This is a genomic window from Microvirga sesbaniae, assembly GCF_025460805.1.
Taxonomy (GTDB): Bacteria; Pseudomonadota; Alphaproteobacteria; order Rhizobiales; family Beijerinckiaceae; genus Microvirga; species Microvirga sesbaniae.
This window is the reverse complement of the sequence record NZ_JAMXFJ010000004.1, coordinates 300,329-326,881: the sequence shown is the minus strand read 5'-3', so window position 1 is coordinate 326,881 and position 26,553 is coordinate 300,329. Positions and strand designations below refer to the sequence as shown.

General features: G+C 67.5%; 19 protein-coding genes. 10 read left to right on the top strand and 9 right to left on the bottom strand.

The genetic code is table 11. The annotated features are described in order from the left end of the window. The first annotated feature begins 72 nt into the window (after window positions 1-72). The gene (locus OCW50_RS08965) at window positions 73-1,287 is read left to right on the top strand and encodes a putative DNA modification/repair radical SAM protein (RefSeq protein WP_262297226.1); all 1,215 of its coding nucleotides are present in this window, start codon (window positions 73-75) and stop codon (window positions 1,285-1,287) included. Then, window positions 1,284-2,726: a UdgX family uracil-DNA binding protein gene (locus OCW50_RS08960; RefSeq protein ID WP_262297225.1), complete on the top strand. Its 1,443-nt coding sequence runs from the start codon at window positions 1,284-1,286 to the stop codon at window positions 2,724-2,726. The genes OCW50_RS08965 and OCW50_RS08960 overlap by 4 nt, the downstream gene beginning before the upstream one ends. A gap of 22 nt (window positions 2,727-2,748) precedes the next feature. Here OCW50_RS08960 and OCW50_RS08955 read toward each other — a convergent pair whose 3' ends face one another. Next, window positions 2,749-4,002 (bottom strand): cation:proton antiporter, encoded by a 1,254-nt coding sequence (locus tag OCW50_RS08955; RefSeq protein WP_262297224.1) that lies wholly within the window; start codon window positions 4,000-4,002, stop codon window positions 2,749-2,751. A gap of 147 nt (window positions 4,003-4,149) precedes the next feature. On the opposite strand from OCW50_RS08955, the gene OCW50_RS08950 reads away from it, so the two are divergent. Next, window positions 4,150-6,282, top strand: a complete 2,133-nt coding sequence (locus OCW50_RS08950) for a transglycosylase domain-containing protein (protein ID WP_262297223.1) — start codon at window positions 4,150-4,152, stop codon at window positions 6,280-6,282. Window positions 6,283-6,545: 263 nt separating this feature from the next. Next, the gene (locus tag OCW50_RS08945) at window positions 6,546-10,316 is read left to right on the top strand and encodes a beta strand repeat-containing protein (RefSeq protein ID WP_262297222.1); all 3,771 of its coding nucleotides are present in this window, start codon (window positions 6,546-6,548) and stop codon (window positions 10,314-10,316) included. 115 nt (window positions 10,317-10,431) lie between these two features. Here the strand turns inward: OCW50_RS08945 and OCW50_RS08940 are convergent, their stop codons facing one another. The 4 genes from OCW50_RS08940 to OCW50_RS08925 form a co-directional block, all read right to left on the bottom strand. Continuing rightward, entirely contained in the window at window positions 10,432-11,628 is a 1,197-nt protein-coding gene (locus OCW50_RS08940; RefSeq protein WP_262297221.1) for a multidrug effflux MFS transporter, read from the bottom strand. A gap of 74 nt (window positions 11,629-11,702) precedes the next feature. After that, window positions 11,703-13,388, bottom strand: coding sequence for a methyl-accepting chemotaxis protein (locus OCW50_RS08935; protein ID WP_262297220.1), 1,686 nt, complete (start codon window positions 13,386-13,388; stop codon window positions 11,703-11,705). 303 nt (window positions 13,389-13,691) lie between these two features. Then, complete coding sequence (locus tag OCW50_RS08930) at window positions 13,692-14,435, bottom strand: M48 family metallopeptidase (protein WP_262269025.1); 744 nt, start codon at window positions 14,433-14,435, stop codon at window positions 13,692-13,694. A 76-nt stretch (window positions 14,436-14,511) separates the two neighbouring features. Then, the gene (locus OCW50_RS08925) at window positions 14,512-15,774 is read right to left on the bottom strand and encodes a polyhydroxyalkanoate depolymerase (protein ID WP_262269026.1); all 1,263 of its coding nucleotides are present in this window, start codon (window positions 15,772-15,774) and stop codon (window positions 14,512-14,514) included. A 230-nt stretch (window positions 15,775-16,004) separates the two neighbouring features. Between OCW50_RS08925 and OCW50_RS08920 the strand changes: the two genes are divergently transcribed. Continuing rightward, entirely contained in the window at window positions 16,005-17,360 is a 1,356-nt protein-coding gene (locus tag OCW50_RS08920; protein ID WP_262269075.1) for an ActS/PrrB/RegB family redox-sensitive histidine kinase, read from the top strand. Window positions 17,361-17,442: 82 nt separating this feature from the next. Further along, window positions 17,443-18,000, top strand: a complete 558-nt coding sequence (locus tag OCW50_RS08915) for an ActR/PrrA/RegA family redox response regulator transcription factor (RefSeq protein WP_009490768.1) — start codon at window positions 17,443-17,445, stop codon at window positions 17,998-18,000. Window positions 18,001-18,040: 40 nt separating this feature from the next. Here the strand turns inward: OCW50_RS08915 and OCW50_RS08910 are convergent, their stop codons facing one another. Continuing rightward, a complete protein-coding gene (locus OCW50_RS08910) occupies window positions 18,041-18,583 on the bottom strand; it encodes a DUF6790 family protein (protein WP_262297219.1) in 543 nt (180 codons plus the stop codon). 120 nt (window positions 18,584-18,703) lie between these two features. Further along, window positions 18,704-19,201: an MmcB family DNA repair protein gene (locus OCW50_RS08905; protein ID WP_262297218.1), complete on the bottom strand. Its 498-nt coding sequence runs from the start codon at window positions 19,199-19,201 to the stop codon at window positions 18,704-18,706. A gap of 159 nt (window positions 19,202-19,360) precedes the next feature. Here OCW50_RS08905 and OCW50_RS08900 point away from each other — a divergent pair, with 159 nt between their 5' ends. Continuing rightward, entirely contained in the window at window positions 19,361-20,218 is an 858-nt protein-coding gene (locus OCW50_RS08900; protein WP_262297217.1) for a GNAT family N-acetyltransferase, read from the top strand. A gap of 85 nt (window positions 20,219-20,303) precedes the next feature. Here the strand turns inward: OCW50_RS08900 and OCW50_RS08895 are convergent, their stop codons facing one another. Further along, on the bottom strand, window positions 20,304-20,858 hold the full coding sequence (locus OCW50_RS08895; RefSeq protein ID WP_262269030.1) for a hypothetical protein: 555 nt from the start codon (window positions 20,856-20,858) through the stop codon (window positions 20,304-20,306). Between the two features lie 261 nt (window positions 20,859-21,119). Between OCW50_RS08895 and OCW50_RS08890 the strand changes: the two genes are divergently transcribed. Further along, window positions 21,120-23,666: an ABC transporter ATP-binding protein gene (locus OCW50_RS08890; protein WP_262297216.1), complete on the top strand. Its 2,547-nt coding sequence runs from the start codon at window positions 21,120-21,122 to the stop codon at window positions 23,664-23,666. A 97-nt stretch (window positions 23,667-23,763) separates the two neighbouring features. After that, window positions 23,764-24,675, top strand: coding sequence for an MBL fold metallo-hydrolase (locus tag OCW50_RS08885; RefSeq protein WP_262297215.1), 912 nt, complete (start codon window positions 23,764-23,766; stop codon window positions 24,673-24,675). A gap of 99 nt (window positions 24,676-24,774) precedes the next feature. Here OCW50_RS08885 and OCW50_RS08880 read toward each other — a convergent pair whose 3' ends face one another. Then, window positions 24,775-24,987 (bottom strand): hypothetical protein, encoded by a 213-nt coding sequence (locus OCW50_RS08880; RefSeq protein ID WP_262297214.1) that lies wholly within the window; start codon window positions 24,985-24,987, stop codon window positions 24,775-24,777. A gap of 558 nt (window positions 24,988-25,545) precedes the next feature. On the opposite strand from OCW50_RS08880, the gene OCW50_RS08875 reads away from it, so the two are divergent. Beyond that, complete coding sequence (locus tag OCW50_RS08875) at window positions 25,546-26,553, top strand: NAD-dependent epimerase (protein WP_262297213.1); 1,008 nt, start codon at window positions 25,546-25,548, stop codon at window positions 26,551-26,553.

Here is a 26,553-nt window from a genome sequence, read left to right as displayed (position 1 = left end):
CCCCCTCTCCCGGGTCTCGCCTTCCTGGCGCGACCATGCTAGAACAAAACACGAACAACCTGCTGGAAGACCATGGACGAGAAGCTTTCGAAGAAGCTGCGCATCCTGGCGGACGCGGCCAAATACGACGCCTCCTGCTCCTCCTCCGGGGCGCCCAAGCGCAAGGCGGATTTGGGCGGGCTCGGCTCGACCGAGGGGAGCGGCATCTGCCACGCCTATACGCCGGATGGGCGCTGCGTGTCGCTGCTCAAGATCCTGCTCACCAATTACTGCCTATTCGACTGCGCCTATTGCGTGAACCGGCGTTCTTCCAACGTGAAGCGGGCGAAGTTTTCCGTCGACGAGGTGGTGACGCTCACCGTCGAGTTCTACAAGCGCAACTACATCGAGGGATTGTTCCTGTCGTCGGGCATCATCCGGTCGCCGGACTACACCATGGAGCAGATGCTGCTCGTGGCCAAGAAGCTGCGGCGCGACCACGGGTTTCGCGGCTACATCCACCTGAAGACGATCCCCGAGGCGAGCCCCTGGCTCATCGAGGAGGCAGGGCTGTGGGCCGACCGCCTGTCCATCAACCTCGAACTGCCGACGGAAAGGAGCCTGGAGCGTCTGGCGCCCGAAAAGGACGGTGCCTCCATCGAGACCGCCATGGCGCAGATGTTCGAGCGCATCGAGGAGGCCCGCGAGGAGCGCCGCCATTTCTCGCCGGCGGGCCAGACCACCCAGATGATCGTCGGCGCGGACGAGACCACGGACGCGGACGTGCTGCGCACCTCGGCCAAGCTCTACGGCCATTACGACATGAAGCGCGTCTATTATTCCGCCTTCAGCCCGATCCCGGACTCGAGCGCCATCCTGCCCCTGAAATCGCCCCCGCTCATGCGTGAGAGCAGGCTCTACCAGGCCGATTGGCTGCTGCGCTATTACGGCTTCGACGTGGACGAGATCGCCTCCGGGGGCGAGAAGGGCATGCTCGATCTCGACGTGGATCCGAAGCTCGCCTGGGCGCTGAAGAACCGCCATCGCTTCCCGGTCGACGTGAACCGGACCGACCGGGAGATGCTGCTGCGCGTGCCGGGCCTCGGTGCCCGGGCGGTCGACAAGATCGTGGTGGCACGCAGGCACACGAGCCTGCGGCTGGAGGACGTCGCGCGCCTCACCTCGGGCCTCAAGCGCGCCAAGCCGTTCCTCATCACGGCCGATCATCATCCGAAAGCCAGGCTCGATACTCTCGACCTGCGCGAGAGGCTGATCGAGAAGCCGGAGCAGCTGAGCCTGTTCGGATGAATCTGCACCGCATCACCCTCAAGGCCGGCGCCGACCTCGACGGCTTCCGCCGGTCGGTCCGGTGGCTCGTCGCCGAGGAGCTGGCGCCGCAGCACGTCGTCTTCGAGAGTGACGAAGCACCGGCCCTGTTCGGCCGGGACGTCGCGGGCGACGCGCCCGCGATCTCGATCCCGAAGGGCGTGGCGCGGCTCATCGAACCCGTGGTCTGCCACACCGACCCGGAACGCTACGCCCTGCTCTACCAGCTCGTGTGGCGGGTGCTGAACGGCGAGCGCGACCTGCTGGAGATCGCCAGCGATCCCCTGGTCCACCGGATCGACCTGATGGCGCGCTCCGTGCGGCGCGACCTGCACAAGATGCACGCCTTCGTGCGCTTCCGCCGAATGACCGGCGGGGATCTCGAACGCTTCGCCGCGTGGTTCGAACCCGAGCACTTCATCCTGGAGGCGGCGGCGCCCTTCTTCGTCGACCGCTTCCGCTCCATGGACTGGACCATTCTCACGCCCATCGGGTCCGTCCGGTGGGACCGCGCGGCCCTGACCTTCGGCCCGCCGGGGCAGCGCGAGGACGCGCCCGCCGAGGACAGCTTCGAGGAGGGCTGGCGCGGCTATTACGAGAGCGTGTTCAACCCGGCCCGGGTGAACCCGACCGCCATGCGCGCCGAGATGCCGAAGAAGTACTGGCGCAACATGCCCGAGACCGCGGCGATTCCCGGCCTGATCCAAAACGCCTCGCAGCGCGTTGAACGGATGATCGAACAGGAGGCGACGATGCCCACCAAACGCACCCCCGAGCGCGCTCTTGAGGCCATGTGGGATCAGGAGCCGAAGACCCTGGCGGAGCTCAACGCCATCATCGCCAAGGCAGGACCGCTCGTGCCCGGCGCGACCCAGGCCGTGTTCGGCGAAGGGCCCGCTCATGCGGAGATCGTCTTCGTGGGCGAGCAGCCGGGTGACCAGGAGGACCTGCAGGGACGTCCCTTCGTGGGACCCGCGGGCAAGCTCCTGACAAAGGCCATGAAGGAAGCCGGCATCGACCGCGAGCAGGCCTACCTCACCAACGCGGTGAAGCACTTCAAATTCGAGCAGCGCGGCCACCGGCGCATCCACGCCAAGCCCACGGCCGGCGAGGTGAAGCATTACCGGCCCTGGCTCATGAAGGAGCTGGAGCTGGTGAAGCCGAAGCTCGTCGTGGCGCTCGGCGCCACCGCCCTGCTGGCGCTCACCGGCAAGGCGACCCCGATCACCCGCTCGCGCGGACGGGCGCGGCTCGGGCCCTACGAGGGTTACGTCACCGTGCATCCCTCGTACCTGCTGCGCCTCCCCGACGAGGCGACGAAGCGGGAGGCCTATGAGGCGTTCCTGAACGACCTGCGGCGCATCCGCGATCTCGCCCGGGCCGATCTGGAGACCGGCGAGCTGCCGCTGGCGGCCGAATAGCTCTCGCCGGACTGGGCTCTCTCTAGGCCCTCGCGGCCGTGCGTTCGGCGAGCTTGCGCCGCAGATCGAGCCGCCTCATGGTCGGCGTGACCGTGATGCCGTGGAGCACGATGGAGACCAGGATGATGAACCCGGTCGTGCTCCACAGAAGATGACCGTCATCGAATTTCGCATGGCCCATGGCATAGGCGAGATAATAGACCGAGCCGATGCCGCGGATGCCGAAGAAGCCGATGGCCGCCTTTTCGCCGGAGGGCGGATGGGTTCCGATCAGCCCGATCCAGCCCGCAAGCGGCCGCACGACGAAGATCGCCAGGAACGCAAAGGCGGCGGCCTGCCACGTGAGGGCGTCGAAGAGGTCGCCTCCCGTGATCGCCCCGCCGAACAGGACGAGCAGCACCATCATCATGAGCCGCTCGAGCTCCTCGGCGAAGTCGTGCAGTTTCTGATGGTATTCGTGCTCCGGCTCCGTAGCGCGCAGAGCCAGCGCGGCCACGAACACCGCGAGAAACCCGTAGCCCCTCACCATCTCGGTCAAACCATAGGCGATGCAGGTGATGCCGAGCGCCACGAATCCGGCCCCGGTCCGCGAGAGCTTGGCCCGATTCGGCAGGTGAAAGGTGAGCCAGCCGAGCGCCCGTCCGACCCCGTATCCCATGCCGATTCCGGCCGCGATCTTCCACGCCACCGCGTAGACGAACCACTCCGCGACGCCGGTCACGCCTCCCTCCTGCGTGAGGGAGATGGCGAGCAGCACGAAGGGAAAGGCGAGGCCGTCGTTGAGACCGGCTTCGGACGTGAGGGTGAAGCGTACCTCGTCCTCCTCCCGGTCCATGGGCGGGCCGACCTGCACGTCGCTCGCCAACACCGGATCGGTGGGCGCCAGCGCGCCGGCCAGCAGCAGGGAAGCGGCGAGGCTCAGGCCCAGCATCTGCTGACCCATCCAGACGAGGCCGAGAATGGTCAGCGGCATGGCGATGCCGAGCAGCCGCCAGGTCAGCCGCCATCGCTTCCATCCGAACGGCCGGTCGATCTTCAGGCCGGCCCCCATGAGCGAGATGATGACGACGAATTCGCTGAGATGCTCGACGATGGCGAGCTCCTCGCCGGGGTGCGGCATGACGCCCGGAAGCTCGGGGAAGGCGAAGATCAGCGCTCCGAGCCCGACGCAGAAGATCGGAAGGGACAGAGGCAGTTCCTTGAGCACCATGGGGAGCCAGGCGGTGAGCAGCACCACCACGCCGAACCCCGCCAGCACGACGACATAAGCATTCATCAGCGGGCGAACGCCGCCCGAACTCGGCAGTTCCGCGGCGGAAGCGTTAATCCCCGTTAACCGCCCCTTAAACTGCCACAATTAGGGTGCTCCAGAGCATGAAAGGCCGGACGATATACCGGTCATGTCGATGCGGGGTTTTTAGAGGTGGCGAACGGACGTGACCGGCGGGAGCCGGTCTTCGATGCGCCTGCTGGCGAAGCGGGCGGGCTGGACTTTCGCCTTTCGCCCGAGGACCGGGCAGGGGGAACGATGGCGCGCAGGCGGGCTTCTTCGAACGGCGGCGACGGGCCGCGCCGTCCCGCGAGGCCCAGAAAAGCCAAGCGCAAGGGTGGCCGTTCCCTGTTCAGCAAGCTAGTCTATGCCGGGCTGGTGCTGTGTCTCTGGGGCGTCATCGGGGTCGGCGGCGTGGTGGCCTATTACGCCTCGCAGCTGCCGCCGATCGATCAGCTCACGGTGCCCAAGCGCCCGCCGAACATCGCCATCATGGCCAGCGACGGCTCGCTCCTCGCCAACCGCGGCGAGACCGGCGGGCGCACCGTCACGCTCAAGGAGCTGCCGCCCTACCTGCCCAAGGCCTTCGTGGCCATCGAGGACCGGCGCTTCTACGACCATTTCGGCATCGACCCGACGGGCATCGCCCGCGCGGTCTACCGCAACCTGGCCCACAAGGGCGGCCTGCAGGGCGGCTCGACCCTCACGCAGCAGCTTGCCAAGAACCTGTTCCTGACCCAGGAGCGTACCGCCTCGCGCAAGATCCAGGAAGCCATCCTGGCGCTCTGGCTCGAGCGCAACTACTCGAAGGACCAGATCCTCGAGCTCTACCTGAACCGGGTCTATTTCGGCGCCGGCGCCTACGGGGTCGAGGCGGCCGCCCAGCGCTATTACGGCAAGTCGGCCCGCAACGTGTCGCTCTCGGAGGCGGCCGTTCTGGCGGGCCTCGTGCAGTCGCCGTCGCGTCTGGCCCCCAACCGCAATCCCGAGCGCGCTCAGGCCCGCGCGGAGCTGGTGATCGCGGCCATGAACGAGCTCGGCTTCATCACGCCGGGCATGACCAAGACGGCCCTCGGGGCGCCCGCCGAGCCGGTGCGTGCGAACGGGGCCGGCTCGGCCAATTACGCGGCCGATTACGTGATGGACGTGCTCGACGACTTCGTCGGCAACGTCGAATCCGACATCGTGGTCTCGACCACCATCGAACCCTCCCTGCAGACGACGGCCGAACGCGTCCTGGTGGAGGAGCTCGACGCCAAGGGTCAGAAATTCAGCGTGAGCCAGGGCGCCTTCGTGGCCCTGCAGCCGGACGGCGCGGTCAAGGCCCTGGTGGGCGGCCGCAATTACGAGACGAGCCAGTTCAACCGGGCCACCACGGCCCGCCGGCAGCCGGGCTCGTCCTTCAAGCCCTTCGTCTATCTGACCGCCGTGGAGCGGGGCTATACGCCCGACACGGTCCTCGAGGACGGGCCGGTCAATTTCGGCGGCTGGGCGCCCAAGAACTACGACCGCAAGTATCGCGGGCCGATCGCCCTGCGCGATGCGCTGGCGCTCTCCCTCAACACCATCGCGGTGAAGCTCAACATGGAGGTCGGGCCGAAGAACGTGGTGCAGACCGCGCAGCGGCTCGGCATCTCGTCGCCCCTGCAGGCCAACGGCTCCCTGGCGCTCGGCACCTCCGAGGTGACGCCCCTCGAACTGGTGAGCGCCTACGCGGCCTTCGCCAACGGCGGCACGGGGGTCGTGCCCTACGTGATCTCGCAGGTGAAGACCACGGACGGCAAGCTGATCTACAAGCGCCCGGGCTCCGGCGGCCTGGGCCGCGTCATCGACGCCAACGCGGTCGCGATGATGAACGAGATGATGCACAACACCTTCGTGGTCGGCACGGCGCGGTCGGCGCAGGTTCCCGGCTGGGCCATGGCAGGCAAGACCGGCACCACCGACGACTTCAAGGACGCCTGGTTCGTGGGCTTCACGGGCAATCTCGTGGCGGGGGTCTGGCTCGGCAACGACGACGGCACGCTCACCAAGCGGGTCAGCGGCGGCAATCTGCCGAGCGAGATCTGGCACAATTTCATGAAGGTGGCCCTGAAGGACAAGCAGCCCGTGCCGCTTCCGGGCAGCGAGCGGTTCCGGGACGACGTGCCGGTGGCCAATGCCGGCCCCGATCCGCGCTATGCCAATGCGGGAACCGGCGACAATGCCTGGATCCCGCCCCAGCCCGCGCCGCAGCGGCGCGCCAGCCGCGAGAAGAACTTCTTCGAGAAGCTGTTCGGGCTCTGAGCCGGCTTCCGGCAGGGCCCGGTCCTCGCGCCCGGGTCGGGACCGGCCTTCTGCACGCTGGAGTTGCCAAATTCCCGCGGTTTGTCAGCGGGGATTGAAGGAGCCGTCATTCTTGCAAACCCATCGTGTGTTTTTGCCAGGCCGACCCTCTTTGTCCAAGGAGCTAGCACATCGGATGGTTTAGATATGATCCATCGTTGCATCGGTCGTGATCCGCGTTTCGCGAAGCGGATCGACGGCACCATCGACGAGAGGAACGGATCATGACCTCACCCATCCAAGTCACCGGGATCCTGCCAGCCCGTCTGGTGCCGGACGCAGCGAGCACCCTGACGGCCGCCTCGGTGACTCAGGGCAATGCCGACGACAACGAGCTCGGCACTCCGGAAACCCCGACATCCGTCACGATCAACGGCGCCGAGGGCTACGATACGCTCTGGGGCGGTCTGGCCGGCGACGAGCTCCACGGCGACATCGACAACGACCTGCTGATCGGCGGCGCCGGGAACGACACCCTCGACGGAGGCATCGACTGGGATACCCTCTCCTATCGGGAGGAGACGGGCGGTGCGGGCATCGTGCTCAACCTGAGCGATTCGGCCTGGACCTATGGGGACACGACCTACGAGTCGCTCACCGTCACGGACACGTGGGGCGATCTCGACACCCTGCTCGATTTCGAGGAGGTCTACGGTTCGACCGCCGGCGACGTGATCTATGCGGGCAATTCCCTGCAAGGCTGGTACATCTACGGCAACGAGGGCGACGACACCCTGACCGGCGGCGGCAACGACGATACGCTGGTCGGCGGCGCGGGGAACGACACGCTCGTCAACGGTACGGTGATCTATATCGGCACGGAGACGATCCATGCCGATCTGTCCACCGGACGGGCCTCGGGACAGGGCGAAGACACGCTGGTCAACGTGACCCGCCTCATCGGCGGCGAGGGCAACGACACCATCTACGGCGGCAGGTTCGCCTCAACCATCGACGGCAGCCTCGGAAACGACGTCCTCTATGTGGGAGCGTCGACCACGATCGTGGCCACGTTGGGCAACGATACCGTGCATGGCGGGATGGCGAACGGCACCTTGTCTGCCCCGAGCGTGAACCGAATCACCGGCAATGGATCGACAACGCTCACCTATGAGGATCTCAGCGCGTCCCTGGGAGCCATCAAGGCCGATCTCGGCAATGGCTGGGTCGACGAATATTACAACGGCGTCAGAAATGCCACTGACACGATCTTCAAGATCGGCTCGCTCATCGGATCGAACGGGAACGACACGACCTTCGGCAGCGCCTTGAACAACACCATCTCGGGCGGTGGCGGCAACGATTACATCGTCGGCTTCGGCGGCAGCGACTCCCTGTCCGGCGGCGACGGCAACGATACGCTCGCCGGCAGCGACGGCTGCACGGATACGCTCGTCGGCGGCCTCGGCAACGATACCTACGTGACCGGAGACCGCGACGACGTGCTCGTCGATGCCGGCGGCACAGACACCATCGAAACCTATCTGTCCACGTACACGCTCCAGGCGGGCATCGAGAACCTGACCGCTCAGACCTCCAGCAGCGTGTCGTTGACGGGCAACGGCCTGAACAATGTCCTGACGGGGAAAGGCGGCAACGACACCCTGAACGGCGCCGCCGGCCGCGACACCATGATCGGAGGCGACGGCAACGACGTCTTCTACATCGACGATCTCGGCGACCTTGCGGTCGAACTCAACGGCGCGACGGGCGGCACCGATACGGTCATCATCTCGGTCCGCAACTACGACGGCACGAAGCTTGCCAATATCGAGCGCATCCAGTTCGTCGGCGAAGGCAGCATCGCCGGGACCAACGCGGCGCCCGAGATCGGCGGGCTCGCGTCGCCGGTGAACCTGACGATCGCCGACACCGAGACCGTCAGCCCCTTCACGTCCGTCACCATCACGGATGCGGACAGCGCCAGCGTCACGGCCGTCGTGAGCCTGAACAACAGCTACGGCGCGCTGACCCATCTCGGCATCGGCACCTATGATGCCCAGGAGCGACGCTACACGGTCACGGGCACCGCGGAGCAGGTCCAGAACGCCCTGCGCGGCCTCGTCTACGATCCCTTCGACCGGCCGAACGATGCGGCGGGAAACGCCCTGACGACGGCTTTCGCCATCACGCTCACCGATGGGGAAGGGGCCTCGGCCACGCCCAACGCGAACGTCTCCGTGACGAGCGTGACGGCCAACCGCGCTCCCACGATTTCCTTCGTGCCGCAGACCTTCACGATGGCCGACACGGAAAACACGGACCTCGTGGCGCCGTTCACCCTTCTCGGGGTGAACGAACCGAATGCCGGCGACGTGCTGACCGTGAGCATCCGGCTCGACGACGCCGGAAAGGGCGCGCTGGTCCCGGTCCAGGGCGGCGCCTACGATGCGGCCACGGGCACGTTCACGGTCACCGGCACCCTCGCGCAGGTGCGCACGGCGATTGCCGGGCTCCTGTTCAATCCGACCGACCGTCCCCTGGCGGAGAGCGGTTCCATCGAGACGACCACGTTCGCGATCACGGTCACGGATGCGAGCGGCGCGACGGCCACGGCGGCCAGCGTCGCCACGGTGAATTCCGTCGCGACCGGGTATGTCAATCATGCGCCGACTGCGCCGGTTCTGTCGCACAGCGACATCTCCGACAGGCTGACAACGGACCTGACCGTCGGATCCCTGACGGCAACCGATCAGGACGGCGATGCCCTGACCATCACGTTCGACTGGGCGCAGCCCACTTCGTCGGGGCTCGTCAGCGCCGACGGGCGCTTCAAGATCGTCAACGGCATCGTGGTGGTCAACGATCCGTCGCTCGTCCAGGTCGAGGGCAACCAGACCTTCACCTACGCGGTCACGGCCACGGACGGTCACGGCGGTACCACCTCGGGCTCGATCGCGATCCATGTGGCGGACGTTAACCACGGGCCGACGGCGCCCCTTCTCGCCGGCGGCACGATCTCCGAGACGTCGGCCGCCCATGCGGTCGCCGGCACGCTCTCCTCGACCGATGCCGACAACGATCCGGTCACCTTTGCCTTCACGAACGCGCTCGGCGGAACGAACGGGCGCGTCAGCGCCGACGGCCGCTTCGAAATCGTCAACGGCACCATCCAGGTCAGGGACCCGTCCCTGATCCAGGTGACCGGCGACGCCACCTTCAGCTACGGCGTCGTCGCATCGGACGGCTATGGCGGCAAGGTTTCGAGCACCATCGCCATCAAGGTGACGGATGCGAACCCGGCGCCCCTCGACATCCTGCTGTCCGGCACCGCGGTCGCCGAACACAGCGCCGTCGGCCAGATCATCGGCACCCTGTCCTCGACCCTTCCGGGCCAGGGCCAGCGCACTTACACCCTGCTCAACGACGGCGGCGGGCGCGTGGAGCTGGTCGACAACCAGCTGCGCGTCAAGAACAACGCCAAGATCGATTACGAGCAGCTCACCTCGTTCAAGGTCACCGTCGCGGTGTCCGACGGATCGGTCCGGAAGGTCAAGGACTTCACGATCAAGATCCAGGACGTCAATCCCGAGACGGTGACCGGGACCGACGGCTCCGACCTGATCAGGGGCGGCAGCGGCGCCGATACGATCGGGGGCGGGACCGGGAACGACACCTTGAGCGGCGGCGCCGGGACGGACGTTCTCTCCGGCGGCAAGGGGGCCGACATCTTCCTGTTCGAGCGCAGCACGCCGGGCACGGCCGGCCCTGACCTGATTCAGGACTTCAAGGTCGCGGAATACGACCGCGTCTATCTGTCCCTGAGCACCTTCACGGGGTTCAAGACCTCCGATCTCGGCCGGTTGAAGGCGAGCGACTTCGTCCTCGGCACGAAGGCCCTGGGAAAAGAGGATCGGGTCATCTACGACCAGGCCAAGGGCGAGCTCTACTACGACGCCGACGGGACGGGTGGCGCCAGCCAGGTCCACATCGCGACCTTCACGAATGCGGGCACCAAGCCGGCCTTGACCTATGCCAGCTTCTTCATCGTCTGATTGACCATCGATCCGGCTAAAGCATCGGACGTGAAAAGTGGACTTGCCCTTTTGGGATCCATCCGATGCTCTAGATCCGGGCGGCGCCCGACAGGCGCCGTCCGCGGCAGAGCCATCAGCCGGGCTTTCCCCGACGGGCCCGTCCCGTGGCCAGGAAGAGGCCGAGCGCCAGCACGCCCGTGGCCGCGATGGTGGCCGGCAGGGGAAGCGCGGAGCCGTCGAGATTGCGGCCGAGGAGAATGCCCACCACGGCCGCGAAGGTCATCTGGCAGATGCCGAGCAGGGACGAGGCCGCGCCGGCCCGGTCTGGAAAGGGCATCAGCGCCGAGGCCATGGATTGCGGCATGGTGAGGCCGACGCCCACCCCGTAGATCGCCATGGGGGCGCTGATGGCGAGCGAGGACCGCACCCCCGCCAGCACCAGGCCCAGCATGGTCAGGCCGCCGAGCGCGAGGCACGTCACGCCGATCCGGATGGTGCCGTCGAGCCCGTAGCGGCCGACGAGATGCTGCGCCAGGGTGGTGCCGGTCATGAAGCCCGCCACCACGAAGGTGAACGAGAACGCGAAGGACAATTCGTCGAGGCCGTAGATCTTCTGCAGCACGAAGGACGAGCCCGAAATGAAGGCGAAGAGCCCGCCATAGGTGAGCATCGACAGGCCCACATAGGTCCGGTACCCGGCATGGCCGAGCAGGAGCCCGAAACCGCGCAGGATCGCCGGAAACGAGATCGGCACGTCCGATTTCCGGCGGATGCTTTCGGGCATGCGCCACAGGATCGTGGCGGCGAGCGCGATTCCGCAGACGATCATGGCCCCGAAGGTCACGCGCCAGCCGGTGAAGCGCTCGATGACCCCGCCGAGAACGGGAGCCGCAGCCGGCACCACGCCCATGATCGTGCCCATGCGCGACAATTCGCGCCCGGCGCGCGGCCCCTCGTAGAAATCGCGCACGATGGCGCGCCCGAGCACGATGGGTCCCGAAGCACCGAGCGCCTGAAGGAAGCGCGCGCCGATCAGGGTCTCGATGGTGGGCGAGAGCGCGCAGATCAGGCTCGCGAGGGTGAAGAGCCCGAGACCGAAGAGCAGCACCGGCTTGCGTCCGATCCGGTCGGATACCGGCCCGTAGAAGAACTGCCCGGCCGCGAAGCCGAGGAGGAAGGCCGACAGGGTGAGCTGCGTCTGCCCGGTCGTGGCGTTCAGGCCCGCGGCGATCGCCGGGAGCGATGGCAGATACATGTCCGTCGACAGGGGACCCAGCGCGGTGAGCAGGGCCAGGACGACGGTGAGGGCCAGCGTGTCGGGTTTGAGCATGAGACGGTTTCGTCGGTGACAGGCACGCCCGGTTAAGCCGAAATCGGCGCGCCTGTCATCTGATTTGGCGGTTCTTAAGCTGCCCGGACGGTCGCCAGGAAGCCGTTGACCTGGTTGCGCAGGTGCTCGGCCTGGCCCACGAGAGCCGAAGAGGACGTCAGCACCTGATGAGCCGCGACCTCCGTCGCCTCGGCCACCTGGGCCACCCGGCTGATATTGGCCGTCACCTCGCCGGTTCCCGCCGAGGCCTGGTTGACCGAGGCGACGATCTCCCGGGTGGCGGCGCCCTGCTGGTCCACCGCCATGGCGATGCTGCCGGACACATCGCTCATGGCCTGGATGCGCTGGGTGATGCCGCTGATCGCTTCCACGGCCTTGGAGGTCGAGGTCTGGATCGCGGCGATCTGGTTCGAGATGTCGGCCGTGGCCTTGGAGGTCTGGTCGGCGAGCGACTTCACCTCGGTGGCCACTACGGCGAAGCCGCGGCCGGCCTCGCCGGCGCGGGCGGCTTCGATGGTGGCGTTCAAGGCCAGCAGGTTGGTCTGGCCGGCGATCGCCGAGATCATGTCGATCACGGCCCCGACCCGGTCGGCCGCGGCGCTCAGCTGCGATACGATCTCGGTCGTCAGGGTCGCGGCCTGCACGGCCTCGCGGGACATGACGGCCGACTGCTCGACCTGGCGGCTGATCTCGCCCACGGAGGCGCCGAGCTCTTCGGTGGCGCTCGACATCGCGAGCACGTTGGCCGAGGTCTGCTCGGCGGCGGCCGCCACGGCCGTGGAGCGCGAGGACGTGGCCTGGGCGGAATTGGTCAGCTGCTCGGCCGTGGCCTGCATGCGGCCAGCCGCCGTCGAGACCGATTCGATGATCTCGCCGATGGCGCCGTCGAAGGTCTCGGCCAGCTCGGTCATCATGCGCTTGCGCTGGACCTCGGACGCCTCCCGGGCCTGGATCGCCTCGAGCTCCAGGGCCTTGTTGCGGACCATACGGTCCTTGAACACCTGGACCGTCTCGATCATCTGGCCGATGTCGCGGCTGCGGTTGCCGGACGGCAGCTCGGCCGCCAGATCGTCGTCGGCGAGCCGGCGCATGACCGAGGTCAGATTGCGCAGGGGCGCCACGATGCTGACCTTCGTCATCAGGAGGCTGATCAGCACGCCGAGCGCGATGCCGGCGGCCGCGACGCCGATCTGGAGCCGGACGGCGCCATTGGCGCTGTCCTCGGCGGCCGCGCGCATGTCGGCGAGCTTCTTGGCCGTGTAGGTGCTGTAGGCCTTCACCGTGTCGGTGACGCTGCGCTGCGACGCGAGTCCCTTATCCACCTCGGCGGCCATGACGGCCGGGTCGGTGCCTTTGCCGGAGGCCGCCACCGCGATCATGGTCCGGATGACGTCGAAATAGGCGTTCAGGGAGCCCCGCATCTGGCCGAGCAGGAGCTTCTCCTGGGAATCAGCCACCGCCTCGAGCTTCTTGAACCGGTCGAGCATCTCCCTCGTGCGGCGCTCGGCTTCGGCGCCGAAGTCGGATGCCTTGGCCGGCTGCTGGGCGACCTGGTAGGTCATGCGGCTGATGGCGATGATGTCGACGCGCAGGTCCATGGCCTCGCGGGCGGCCTCCTCGCGCAGGCCGACGATCTCCATCGCGTCCTTGAGCCGGGAGGTTTCGCGCCAGCCCACGACCGCGATCACCGCGGCGACCAGTCCCATGAGGGAGACGACCGCGATCACCTTCTGCGGGATCGAAAAATTTTTCAGTGCCATTGGAATCTTGCCCCTGCCGACCGGCCGTGCGTCTGGCTCTCAAGGAAGCGGCCGGATCGACGAAGGTCAGGTCTATTGCCCTAACGGCATGTCTGCGGGGCAGCAGTTAAGAAACCGATAAATTGTCCAATGGAAACAATGGAGACGGGCAAAACCGCCGTGGGAGCCATCCTGCGCATGTCGTGGCCGGGCTCGTCCCGGCCATCCCGATCCTGTGGAACGCCACGCTTTTCCGCTCGACATCACCGGCACAAGGCTGGTGATGACGGAGAGGCTCGTGTCGATCGACGGGCTCGGCAGTCCTCACCCGATCCGGTGCAGGGCGCTGCCGTAGGTCTTGAGCCACTCCTCCGCCTCGTCCGTGCGCGGGCAGAGCTGGTGCGTGAGCCTCCAGAACCGGCTGGAATGGTTGAGCTCGCGCAGATGCGCCACCTCGTGGGCGGCGAGATAATCGAGCACGAAGGGCGGCGCCATGATCAGCCGCCAGGAGAAGTTGAGCGCTCCGTTGGCCGAGCACGAGCCCCAGCGGCTCTTGGTGTCGCGCACGGTGATGCGCTTGGCCGGCTGGCCGAGCTGGGCCGTATGCTTCTTCACGGCGGCGGCGAAGTCCTTCCTGGCCTCCGCCTCGAGAAAGTCCCGCACCCGCCGGGCCACGTGGGCGGCCTCGCAGGCGACCGCGATGACCGGCTCGCCCGTGGCGCTCCGGGCCGCCTGGGTCACCCCGCGAATCGCCGACCAGTGGACGATCCGGTGGGGCACGCCACGAAAGGGCACGAGGGCGCCCGGCTCGAAGAGCACCCGCTCCGGCACCTTGGCGAGCCGCGTGGCGATCCACTGGCTGTGGCTGTCGGCGAACTTCTGGGCGAGCCCCACATCGGTGCGCTCGGGGATGCTGAGCACGACCTCGCCGGTCGCGTTGGAGACGCGCAGCGTGATCCGCTTGGCGGTCGGACGACGTTTGAGGGCCACCTTGAAGGTCTGGCCTTCGTGGACGACTTTGAGATGAGGCGGGTCCGCAGGAACGCGGCGGAACAGGGCGGATTTCATGTCCGCAATCTGCCCTGTCAGGCTGATTCTGTCAGCGCAGCCGTTTGCCGCTCCTAAGAACGTATCAAGAACAGGATCATGCCCTTGACGGCTTCGTCCGGGCTGGTTCTCGGCTGTGATTCTCAATGAATTCAACGATTCGAGGAGCGATCTGAGCCCTGAAACGAGAACCGTTGAAGACGCCATAGTGACCGACCCCGGCCTGGAGATGATAGAGCTTCTTGTCGGAGGGAAGGTTGGGGGTCAAGTCCAGGGCCGCCAGGGTCTGGCCCACGCCCGAGATGTCGTCCCGCTCGCCCTCGACCGCCATGATGGCGCAGCGCCGGATGGCCATCAGGTCCACCGGCTGGCCCCGGTGCATCATCTCGCCCTTGGGCAGGTCGTGATTGACGAACACCGTCTCGACCGTTTGCAGGTAGAACTCGGCGGTCAGGTCCATGACCGCGAGATACTCGTCGTAGAAGTCCCGGTGCTTCTCGGCCGAATCGCCGTCGCCCTCCACGAGATGGTTGAACATCTCGTAATGGGCCGTGAGATGCCGGTCGATGTTCATGGCCATGAAGCCGGACAGCTGCAGGAAGCCCGGATAGACGTCGCGCCAGAAGCCCGGGTGGGACGGCGGCACCTTGGTGATGCAGTGCTGGCGGAACCAGTCGATGCCGCGCTCCTCGGCCAGCCGGTTCACGGCGGTGGGCGAGCGGCGGGTGTCGATGGGCCCGCCCATGAGGATCATGGAGCGCGGAACGAGAGGGTCGTTCTCGGCCTCGAGGCGGGCGACCGCCGCGATGACGGGCACGGCCGGCTGGCACACGGCCATCACGCTCAAGTTCGGGCCGAGGTCCCGGAACATGGCCTTGAGATAGTCGATGTAGTCGTCGAGATCGAACCGGCCCTCGGCCAGGGGCACCATGCTGGCGTCGGCCCAGTCGGTGATCATGACCCGGTGGGTCGGCAGGAAGGTTTCGACCGTGCCGCGCAAAAGCGTAGCGTAATGGCCCGACATGGGGGCCACGATCAGGAGCTTCGGCTGGTCCTCGGCCCGGGCGTGATCCCGCTCGAAGGCAATGACGCGGCAGAAGGGGCGCTCCCAGACGATCCGTTCGGTGACCCCCACCTCCTCGTTGCCGATCACCGTCGTAGGCAGGTCGAAGGTGGGCTTGCCATAGCGCCGGGTGGTGCGCTCGAACAACTCGCAGGCCGCCGAAACGGTCCGGCCGTAGGGCGTGTTCGTGAGGGGATTGTCGGGATTGTCGAAAAAGTGCTTGGTGATATCGGAAGCTGCGCGAGCCGGACTCAAAAGCCAATGCGCGGTATCGTACCATACATAGGAAAAATTCATCTAACTGTCCCCAAGGGCCGGGTGCCTGGTTCTCGCATCACGCGGTAGGCTTTATCCTCAACCGTAATTTTAAGATTAAAGTTCCTTCAGATTATTGCAACAGACTAGCTCCTCCACTGCGAAAACGAACTACATACTTTGGTTTCAGACCGCCGCCGAAGTCGTCGATAGGACGATAGTCCAAGGCCGGATGCTTGGCGAACGTTGAGGCCACCCTATTCTGTTCGGTGATGTCCAAGATCGACCAGAAGAGCCTGACCCACCACGCCCGGCACCTGCGCCTCGACACCCTCGTTCGCCTGCGCTGGCTCGCCATCGCGGGTCAGGCGGCCGCCGTCGCCGGGGTCCGGTTCGGGCTCGGCTTCCCTCTGCCCTTCGCCCTCTGCTTCCTGGTCATCAGCGCCTCGGTCTGGGTCAACCTGCTCCTGCGGATCCAATACCCGGCGAGCCACCGGCTCAGCGACACCATCGCCACGGCGCTCCTCGCCTTCGACATCCTGCAGCTGGCGGGGCTCCTCTATCTGACCGGCGGGCTGGAAAACCCCTTCGCCATGCTGTTCCTGGCGCCCGTGCTCATCTCGGCCACGGCGCTCACCCCGGAGCGGACCCTCGGCCTCGGCCTCCTGGCCATCGGCTGCGCGACGCTGCTGGTGCTCGCCCACAAGCCTCTGCCCTGGTCTCCGGCGCAGAGCTTCACGCTGCCATTCCTCTACGTTACCGGGATCTGGACGGCGATCGTGCTCGGCACGGCCTTCACGGGCATCTATGCCTGGCGCGTCGCCGAGGAGGCCCGGCAGCTCGCCCAGGCGCTCGCCGCCACGGAGCTCGTCCTCGCGCGGGAGCAGCACCTGTCCCAGCTCGACGGCCTCGCGGCCGCGGCGGCCCACGAACTCGGAACCCCCCTGGCCACCATCGCCCTGGTGACCAAGGAGCTGAGCCACGCCATGCCCAAGGACGGGCCGGTGGGCGAGGACCTGCGGCTCCTGCAGGAGCAGGTGGAGCGCTGCCGCACCATCCTGACCAAGCTCACCTCCATGGGCCAGGAGGAGGAATCGGAATTTCTCGAGACCATCTCCCTGAGCCATCTGGTGGAGGAGATCGTCGAGCCGCAGCGCGCCGTGGGGTTCGACGTGCAGGTCGAGACGCGGGGCGAGGGGCCGGAACCCATGGGGCGGCGCAATCCGGGGGTCGTCTACGGCCTGTCCAACATCCTCGACAACGCCACGGACTTCGCCGAAAGCCGGGTGACCATCGAGGCGTTCTGGTCCCCTCACGAGGTTTTCATCGAGATCCGGGACGACGGCCCGGGCTACGCGCCCGATATCCTGCTCAGGGTGGGCGAGCCCTACGTGACCACCCGCAGTGCCGCCGAGCGGACGGAGGACAGCGAGGAGGGCGGCGGCCTGGGGCTCGGCCTGTTCATCGCCAAGACCCTCATCGAGCGCTCGGGGGCGGAACTGACCCTGACGAACGCCGCGCCGCCGGCCTCGGGGGCCATCGCACGGATCGTTTGGCCCCGTCATGCGTTTGAACGAGGTGCGGCAATTTCGCCGCAGGGAGAGTCCACGCTGTCTCTCCAAGGCTAGGGGAAGGATTCCCATATGAGAAAGGAGCCGGACAGGCTCGCTCATGAGGGAGTTAAAGCCCAACATGCAAGGAGATGTTCTGATGGCCGATGCGCCTGCCGCGTTCGAAGATCGCGCCGACAAGAGCCTCTTGATCGTCGACGACGACCGGCCGTTCTCGACCCGTCTCGCCCGCGCCATGGAAGGCCGCGGCTATCAGGTTCGCGTGGCCGAAAGCGTGACGGACGGCCTCGCGGCCATCGAAAGCGAACCGCCGGCCTTCGCGGTGATCGACATGCGCCTCGGCGACGGCAACGGGCTGGATGTGATCGAGCGTCTGAAAAGCCGCCGTCCCGACGCCCGCGGCGTGATCCTCACCGGCTACGGCAACATCGCCACGGCCGTGACGGCGGTGAAGATGGGCGCCTTCGACTATCTGGCCAAGCCCGCCGATGCGGACGAGATCCACGCCGCGCTCATGGCGCAGCCGGGCGAACGCGCCCTGCCGCCGGAAAACCCCATGTCGGCCGACCGGGTGCGCTGGGAGCACATCCAGCGCGTCTACGAGCTCTGCGGCCGCAACGTCTCGGAAACCGCGCGCCGCCTCAACATGCACCGCCGGACCCTGCAGCGCATCCTCGCCAAGCGCGCCCCGCGCTGACACCCCGAACGCCAGGCCCTCGCCCGGCTCTCTGCCGGGCTCAGCGCGAGAACGCGCCTGACGGCTCCTGGGCGAGGGGGTGCGGATCCTCACGGTACCGCATCCGGAGCAGAACGAGCCCGAAGACCGGCAGCAGGACATCCGTGTAGAAGATCGCGCCCGCATTGCCCGGGGCGAAATTGTGCGCCTGCACCATCTGCTGCACGTGGCCGGCCGCCGCCCCCCACAGGAAACAGGCCGGGCCCGCGAGAGCGGCGAGGCGCAGGCCGCGACCGCCCTTGAACGCCATGAATCCAACCACGGAGAAGCCGAGGCTGGCAAAGCCCACCTCCTTCTGGAACGGGCTGGTCTGCCAGCCGATGAAGGCAGCGGCCATCTCCGAGAAGAAGACATGCATGACGAAGTTGTAGAGGAAGCTCACGCCGAGCGAGAAGAACAGGAACCAGGACAGGAGCGCCTCGACGATTGTCGTCCGGGTCCAGGGTCGCGGGCGGCGCAGCAGGGCGATGAGCGATGCGACCAGCCCGACGGCGAAGAGGGTGAGCGTGAAGTTGCTGAGCAGAAGCCGGATGGCCTGTTCCATGATCGCCCCCGCGACCGGCGGATCCGGTCATGGGCGGGAGAGTGACGCCAGGCGGCCGGTCCCGCAACCGCCGTCAAGACGGACTTGCACAGGAAACGCGTGGCGCGAACCCGCGGCGGGTCAGAGGCGTCCGTCCGCGACCCGGTCCGGATCGGCGAGGGCATGCAGCAGCGCGGCGGCCGAATGGGCGAAGCGCAGGGTCACGGCCTTGCGGCGGGCGCCCGCGAGCGGATGATGCGAGGCCTCCCGGACGATCGCCGCCCCGAAGCTGTCGGCGACGATCAGGCCGCGATCCTCCGGCAGGATGTCGAAGGGCACGGTCTCGGGCACGGCGAAATAGAACCGGTCGCAGAAATCCTCGTAATCGGGCCATTTCCGGTCGGCCCGGAAATCGGCCACGCTCGACTTGATCTCCACGATGGTGAGCGCGCCGTCGGGGGCAAGCGCGATGAGATCGGCGCGCCGGCCGTTGGCGAGGGTGAATTCCGGCAGGCTCACGTGGCCGAGCTGCGCGAACAGGCGGCGCACGCCGCGCTGGACTCCGAGGGCGATGGTGGATTGGCGGCCGTCCGTGGGCAGGACGATGGGGCGGGAAACAAGGGCGGGCGAATCGGACATGAAGCCCAGGGTACGCCCCCGCGGCCGGCCTGCAACGGCCCCGTTGTCGCGCTTGTCCGGGACTCACTTGCCCGGGACTCACTTGCCCGGGACTCAACGGCGCCGCGCGTCTCCGATAGACTGGCGGCGAGCGCCCTCACCCGAGTCACGAGGCCGGCCATGGCAGGCGAACCTTCCGACGACTGGACGATCCGCGTGATGACGCGCCCGGACCTGGACCTGGCGATCGACTGGGCGGCCGCCGAGGGCTGGAACCCCGGCCTCGGGGACGCGGAATGCTTTCACGCGGCCGATCCGGGAGGATTCCTGGTCGGCAGTCTCGGCACCGAGCCGGTCGCCTCCATCTCGGTGGTCCGCTACGGCGGCGCGTTCGGCTTTCTCGGTCTGTACATCGTCCGGCCCGACCGACGCGGCCAGGGCTTCGGCCACCGTCTGTGGCAGGCCGGCCTGGATCGTCTCGCGAACCGCCTTGTGGGCCTCGACGGGGTGGTGGCCCAGCAGGACAATTACCGGCGGTCCGGCTTCGCCCTGGCCCATCGCAACATCCGTTTCGGGGGCATCCCGCACCTCGAAGCGACCCGGGACGCAGGCCTGCGGCCGGTGAAGCCTGAAATCGTCGATGCCGTTCTCGCCTACGACCGACCGTTCTTTCCGGCACCGCGCGACACCTTCCTGCGCTGCTGGCTCAGGCCGGAGGCCCGCAAGGCCGTCGCTCTCGTGAGGGACGGGGGCGTCGAGGGTTACGGGGTCGTCCGGGCCTGTCGCAGCGGCTTCAAGATCGGCCCCCTGTTCGCCGACGGCGAGCATGAGGCCGACCTGCTGTTCCGGGCGCTCGCATCGGAAGCGAAGGGCGATGCGGTGTTCCTCGACCTGCCCGAGCCGAACGCGGCCGCCCACCGGCTCGCCGCGCGCCATGGCCTCTCGGCCGTGTTCGAGACGGCCCGGATGTATCGCGGCGAAACCCCGGACCTGCCCCTGCCGCGCATCTACGGGATCTCGACCTTCGAACTGGGGTGACGGTCGCGTCCATATCGCGGGAACGACAACCCGCTCCGTCATGGCCAGGCCTGTCCCGGCCCTTCCGATCCTGTGAGGCCCGATCCTAGTGCAGCATCAGGTGATGCGGCGACAGGTTCTCGAGCATGTCGCGCAGGTCGTCCATGTGCGGGTTGATGGCAAGCGCGATCTGGAACGCCGCCCGGGCCTCGTTGAGATGGCCGTTGCGCAGGCAGATGTTGCCGAAGCCCGCGATGGCCCCGAAGTGGCGCGGCTCGAGCCGCAGGGTCTGGGCGATGTCGAGCAGGCTGTCCGCGTCGCGCTTCTCGATGGAGGCGAGCGTCGCCCGCTTGTTCCAGGCCTCCGCCCAGCCCGGATGCCGGGCGACCAGATGATCGAGCAGGGGCCGGGCGGTCTTGAGCGATCCCGACCCCATGGCCTCGATGGCGGCCATCAGGGTCTCCTCGGCGAGCCGGTCCTCGTGGGATCCCCACAGGGCCCAGATCTGATCCTCGATGTCCTCGACCGGACGGTCCGGCTCCGCCAGGGCCAGCTCCTTGAACAGCCCCGTCAGGCGGCGCGGCAGGTCCGGGCTCGGGGTGCGGGTCGGCACCTCGAGAACGAGCTGGAACACCGGATCGAGCGGCAGGAGGGACGTCATGGACAGGCTCACCGATCCTCCGTGAAAGGCAGCAAGGCAGAGGAGCAAGGGAGGTGACATAGCGTGGAAGCGCGGCGCGGCGAGGGGTCGTGGCGGCAGAGTTTGAGCGGAGCGACGGCCGGCACGGGACCGGCCCCGGCCGGGCATCCGGCCGTTTTGTGCCGGAGCGCACTTTTTGACCACGAGGCAGATCCCATTCGCCGAGAAAATGCTCTAGGGTCTCCCACCGTCACCGAAACTGATCGCCTGTTGGAGTTGTCCTTGGGACTTGTCGTGGAGCGCGACCCGCTGCGCCTGGCGTGGAAAACATCTCCTGGTCGCCATCTCGTCGGATTGAGCCTTCTGGCTCTGGCCGGCCTTCTGATCCTTCTCGGCTTCGATCTCGTGCGCCTCGTCGTGGACCGGGCCACCGGGGGATCGGGCGGCTGGCATGCGCCGGCCACCTTCCTGCGGATCGCCCTGAGTCCGCCGGCGGCCCTCTGGCCCGAGCCGATCGTGCTGGTCCCGGGCGTCGTGCTGAGCCCCGAAGCCTTCGCCCTGGCGTCGATCGTCGGGATCCTGATGATCCCCCTTCTCCTCGGCCTGATCCTGGTCGGGCTCGAATGGCTGGTGGTCGGCATCGGGCTCAGGATGCTGACCAGGACCCAATCGGCCGCCCTCGACGTCATCCTGAAGGTGCCCACGGCCTCCCACGACGAGATCGCCGTGGTGACGGCCCTCGCCGGCCGGGGCCTCGCGCGGGAGAGCGGCGTGCTGGGATCCAGCCTGCTCATGCCGGTGAAGCTCGGCGGGATGATCGGGCTCGCCTGCGCGTACGTGTTCGTCATGGATTGGCGTCTCGGGGCCGCCCTGGCGCTGGTGTTGGTCCTGGGCGCGGTGGTGAGCGCCCGCCGCTCCCTCCTGCGCTTCGACGCCACCGCCGCCCGGCACCAGGAGGGCGATGAGGCCGAGGGCGTGTTCGCGGAGCTGGAGCACCGCATTCCGGCCCTGCGGGCGCACGGCACGGCCCCCTACGAGCGCAACCGGGTGCGGGAGGCGCTGGTCGCGAGCCATCGGCCGGTGATGAAGCGGGAATACCGCCTCGCCCTCGCGGAGGCGGGCTCCGCGGCCGTGCTCATGATCGCCCCCCTGTCGGTCCTGACCCTGGGAGCCTGGTTCTCGCAGGGTCGTCCCGTGTCGGCCGGGACGGTGGCGGCCAGCGTGCTCGCGGCGGCGCTCGCCGCCTACGGCACCCGGGAGGTGGTCCAGTGGCACCGGCTCGCCTTGAGGGCGAGGGCGCTTCTCATCGATCTGGGTCGGGGGCTCGGGCCGCTGAAGCTGCGCGCCGCCCTGAAGGGCAAGGCCGGCCTCCCCGACAGCGGCGCCCTCGTGGCCCAGGGCGTCTCGGCCTATGACCCGGCGAGCGGGGCGCGGGTGACCTCGGTCAACCTGAACCTCGCCTTCCCGTCCCATGTGGCCCTGGTGGGCGACGGGGATGCGGGCCCGCGGCTCCTGGCGGCCCTCATGAGCGGCCAGATCCCGCCATCCATGGGCCGCCTGACCTATGGCGGCATCGACCTGTCCGCCGCCGATCCGGTGGAGCGCAGCCGGCGCATCGCCTTCGCGGGCGGCACCGTGCTGATCGACGGCAGCCTCAAGGACAACCTGCTCTACGGCGCCGCTGCGCCGGCGGGCGAGCTCGACCACCGCCTGTCCGAGGCCATCGCGGTGGCCGGCCTGGACCGTCTGACGCATGCCCGCGGCCTGTCCGGAACCATCGATCCGGACCGGGAGCCGACATTCGCCGCCGCCATCGTGGATGCGCGCCGCGCCGTGCAGGCGGCGCTCGCCGCCGAGCAGCTCGACCGCTTTGTCGACCCCTTCAGCGCCACCCGCTACAACCGCTATGCCACGATCGGCGAGAACCTCCTATTCGGAAAGCCCATCGGGGATTCGTTCCAGGAGGATCGCTTGGCGAGCCACCCCTTCGTGCGAGCGATCCTGGAGGCCAACGAGCTCACCAAGCCGCTCGCCCGGATGGGGCTCTCCATCGCCACGAGCATGATCGAGATCTTCTCCGACATCCCGGACGGGTCCCCCCTCTTCGAGCGCTTCTCGTTCTTCTCGGCGGCGGACCGCCCGTATTTCCAGGATCTTGTCGACCGGAGGAACGAGCAGCGGCGCAGCGACCAGACCTCCCGGGACCGGGAGCGCCTGATCGGTCTCGCCCTGCGCTACAACGAGAGCCGGCATCGCCTGGGACTGCTCGAGGCCGGCCTGGAGGCGCAGATCCTCGTGGCCCGGGCCGATTTCGCCCGCATGCTGCCGGTGAGCCTGAAATCCGCGATCGAGTTCTACGACGAGGAGCGGTTCTGCGCGGCGGCCAGCATCCAGGACAACCTGCTCTTCGGGCGCATCGCGGCCGATCAGGCCGGCGCGCTCGCGTCGGTCCAGGAGGTCACGCGCCGCGTCCTGACCCAGAGGGGCCTCGACGGGGAGGTGTCGCGCATCGGGCTCGACACGCCGATCGACCCGCAGGGCGACGATCTCACCCTGAGCGAGGCGGCCGCCATCGACCTCGTGCGCGGCCTCGTGCGCCGCCCGAGCATCCTGGTGGTGCAGCGGGCGCTCGACGGTCTGCCGGGACCGGCCGCCGACCGGCTCGTCGCGTCCCTGCGCCGCGCCCTCGTGGGACGGGGGCTGATCCTCGTGACGCCGGCGATCTCGCCGGCCATGGATCAACCGCCCTTCGACGCGGTTATCCATTTCGAGCGGGGCGAGCCGGTCATGGATCGCCGCACCAGATCCCTGGAGGCGCTGAGTGCGTGATACAATATTTACCTTGACCTGCCGACCCGCTCGTGGGCAGCTTATCGATGTGCGCCAGCGCACATAAGCAGGGTTTTCGATTGGCCATGATCCTGAAATGATAAGGCGTGTTGCATCCTCTGACGCGTTGCGGGTCCGGTTCTGGGGCATACGCGGCTCCACCTGCGCCTCCGGTCCGCAATTCGTCGAGTTCGGTTCGCACACCCCCTGTATCGAGGTCCGCTGCGGCGAGCGCCTGTTCATCCTCGATGCGGGAACCGGTCTGTCCGCCTTCGGCAGCGAACTCGGCCCCTCCGCCCCGGACAAGATCGACATCCTTCTCAGCCACCTCCATCTCGATCACATCAGCGGCCTGCCCTTCTTCAAGCCCGCTCTTCTCGCCAAGGAGCGGGTGATCCGCACCTATTGCGGCAATCTCGAGGGCGAGAGCGCCATGGAGCCTCTGAACCGGATCTTCGCCCCGCCGCTGTTTCCCGTCCGCCTCGGCCAGCTTCCGGCCCGCTTCGAACACCACGGCTTCAAAGCGGGCGAGCCCCTCACCCTGGACGACGGCGCGCGGATCGAGACCCACCTGCTCAACCATCCCGGCGGCGCCACGGGCTTTCGCATCAGCCATCGGGGCCGCAGCGTCTGCTACATCAGCGACGTGGAGCACAGCGACGTCTGGCCCGACCCAGGCCTCCGGCATTTCGTGCGCGACGCCGACCTGATGATCTTCGACGGCATGTTCTCCGACGCCGAGTATTCCTATTGCCGCGGCTGGGGCCATTCCACGTGGCAGAAGGGCGTGGAGCTCGCACAGAGCGCCGGCGTGAAATCCCTGGCGATCTTCCATCTCTATCCCGGCCACGACGACGGCTTCCTGAAAGCCGCCGAAGTCGAGATGCAGGCCGTCATGCCGACGGCCTTCATGGCCCGCGAGCGCCAGTCCTTCATCTTCGAGCCCGTGGAAGACAACATGGACATGAACTGCTCCGAACCCGCCCTGGCGCAGGCCGGCGGCGGCTGACCACCCCCCGCCTCAGGGATTCCGCGCCTCAGAATGATCGCGCGGGATCGAACGCCCGAACGGTGCGCCGGCCCAGATGATGAGCGCGCCGAACGACCCTTACGCCTGAGGCCGCCGGACCACGCCCTGCACGACGGTGCCGCGCCCGATCAGCTCCGGCGTGCGCCCGCGCCAGTCGACCATCCAGCGGCCCCGGTCGTCCTGGGACACCCTGTAGACGAGCAGCCCGCGCCACCCCCCGTCATCACCGGGCTTGCCCGGTGATCCCGATAGGTTGGAGCGCCGCGCGTTTCCGATTGGGATGGCCGGCACGAGGCCGGCCATGACGTGGGGAGGGGCGGGGGAAGAATCTTGGGAAGGATCTTGGGAAGGATCTTGGGAAGGATCTTGGGATGGCTCGTGAGACGGATCGTGCCACTGCGATGGCCCCCCGCCACGTCATCACCGGCCTCGTGCCGGTGATCCCGATGGGTTGAAGCGCCGCGCTCCTCCGAACCGGGATGGCCGGGACAGGCCCGGCCATGACGTGCGGAGGGTGTCATCCCCGTCATGGCTATGATGCAGCACGGCAGCCTCCGACGATGCGGCGGCCAGGACGGGGCATCGGGTGTGAACGGGTCTCCCCTTTGCGCAAAAATCGTCTAGAGCCTCGGACGTGACCCAGAGGGCCGCGTCAGCGACCCGAAGGGCCACGCCAGTGAAAAGTGGACACCACTTTTGGGTCCGAGGCTCCCTCTCTTGACCGGCGCATCGGAACAGGCGGACCCGAAGGGCCACGTCAGTGACCTGCAGGGCCACGCTAGTGAAAACCGGGTCCACTTTTCCGCACGATGCGCTAAGGTGCCTGCCCGTTCATCAGACAGGCCTTTCATGTCAGCTCCCATCCTCGTCACCGGTGCGGCCGGCTTCATCGGTTTTCACGTGGTGCAGCGGCTTCTGGCCGATGGCCATCAGGTGGTCGGCGTCGACAGCTTCACGCCCTATTACGACGTGGGCCTGAAGGAGGCACGCTTCGGAAAGCTGACGCCGCACAACACCTTCCTGGGCGAGCGCCTGGACCTGTCCGACGTGCAGGCGACCCGCGATCTGTTTCAGCATCACCGCTTCGAGAAAGTGATCCACCTCGCAGCGCAGCCCGGGGTGCGCTTCGTCGATCCCCAGCCCTATGCCGCGTCGAACCTGATGGGCTTCATGAACATGCTGGAAGCCTGCCGGCATGGCGGGATCCAGCACCTCGTCTATGCGTCGTCGAGCTCGGTCTACGGGGCGAACCGCAAGCTGCCCTTCTCCGAGCACGACGGCACCGACCATCCGATCAGCCTCTACGCGGCCACCAAGAAGGCGAACGAGATGATGGCGCATTCCTATGCGTCCCTGTTCGGCCTGCCCGCGACGGGCCTGCGCTTCTTCACGGTCTACGGACCCTGGGGCCGGCCCGACATGGCGGTCTACAAGTTCACCCACGCCATCGCCGAGGGCCGCGGGATCGAGGTCGCGAATGCCGGCAAGGTCTGGCGCGACTTCACCTACGTGGACGACATCGTGGAAGGGGTCGTCCGACTGGTGGACCGGGTCCCCGCGCCCGATCCGGCCTGGAACGCCGAGCGTCCCGACCCGGCCATCAGCCCGGCCCCGCACCGGATCTACAACATCGGCAACGACAATCCCGAAGAGGTGAACGATCTCGTGGCCCTGATCGAGGAGGCCCTGGGCAGGAAGGCGAACCGGGTCGACGTGCCGCTGCCGCCGGGCGACGTGCTGGAGACCCGCGCCGACGTGACGGACCTGCGCCGCGACGTGGGCTTCGCGCCCTCGACGTCCCTGAAGGAGGGCATCAGGCGCTTCGTCGGATGGTACCGGGACTATCACAAGGCCTGA

Bases quoted from the DNA above. Each gene is read 5' to 3' on its own strand.
- OCW50_RS08965 (WP_262297226.1), top strand. From the start codon at position 73: ATGGACGAGAAGCTTTCGAAGAAGCTGCGCATCCTGGCGGACGCGGCC.
- OCW50_RS08960 (WP_262297225.1), top strand. From the start codon at position 1,284: ATGAATCTGCACCGCATCACCCTCAAGGCCGGCGCCGACCTCGACGGC.
- OCW50_RS08955 (WP_262297224.1), bottom strand. From the start codon at position 4,002: ATGAATGCTTATGTCGTCGTGCTGGCGGGGTTCGGCGTGGTGGTGCTG.
- OCW50_RS08945 (WP_262297222.1), top strand. From the start codon at position 6,546: ATGACCTCACCCATCCAAGTCACCGGGATCCTGCCAGCCCGTCTGGTG.
- OCW50_RS08940 (WP_262297221.1), bottom strand. From the start codon at position 11,628: ATGCTCAAACCCGACACGCTGGCCCTCACCGTCGTCCTGGCCCTGCTC.
- OCW50_RS08935 (WP_262297220.1), bottom strand. From the start codon at position 13,388: ATGGCACTGAAAAATTTTTCGATCCCGCAGAAGGTGATCGCGGTCGTC.
- OCW50_RS08930 (WP_262269025.1), bottom strand. From the start codon at position 14,435: ATGAAATCCGCCCTGTTCCGCCGCGTTCCTGCGGACCCGCCTCATCTC.
- OCW50_RS08925 (WP_262269026.1), bottom strand. From the start codon at position 15,774: ATGAATTTTTCCTATGTATGGTACGATACCGCGCATTGGCTTTTGAGT.
- OCW50_RS08920 (WP_262269075.1), top strand. From the start codon at position 16,005: ATGTCCAAGATCGACCAGAAGAGCCTGACCCACCACGCCCGGCACCTG.
- OCW50_RS08915 (WP_009490768.1), top strand. From the start codon at position 17,443: ATGGCCGATGCGCCTGCCGCGTTCGAAGATCGCGCCGACAAGAGCCTC.
- OCW50_RS08910 (WP_262297219.1), bottom strand. From the start codon at position 18,583: ATGGAACAGGCCATCCGGCTTCTGCTCAGCAACTTCACGCTCACCCTC.
- OCW50_RS08905 (WP_262297218.1), bottom strand. From the start codon at position 19,201: ATGTCCGATTCGCCCGCCCTTGTTTCCCGCCCCATCGTCCTGCCCACG.
- OCW50_RS08900 (WP_262297217.1), top strand. From the start codon at position 19,361: ATGGCAGGCGAACCTTCCGACGACTGGACGATCCGCGTGATGACGCGC.
- OCW50_RS08895 (WP_262269030.1), bottom strand. From the start codon at position 20,858: ATGACGTCCCTCCTGCCGCTCGATCCGGTGTTCCAGCTCGTTCTCGAG.
- OCW50_RS08885 (WP_262297215.1), top strand. From the start codon at position 23,764: ATGATAAGGCGTGTTGCATCCTCTGACGCGTTGCGGGTCCGGTTCTGG.
- OCW50_RS08875 (WP_262297213.1), top strand. From the start codon at position 25,546: ATGTCAGCTCCCATCCTCGTCACCGGTGCGGCCGGCTTCATCGGTTTT.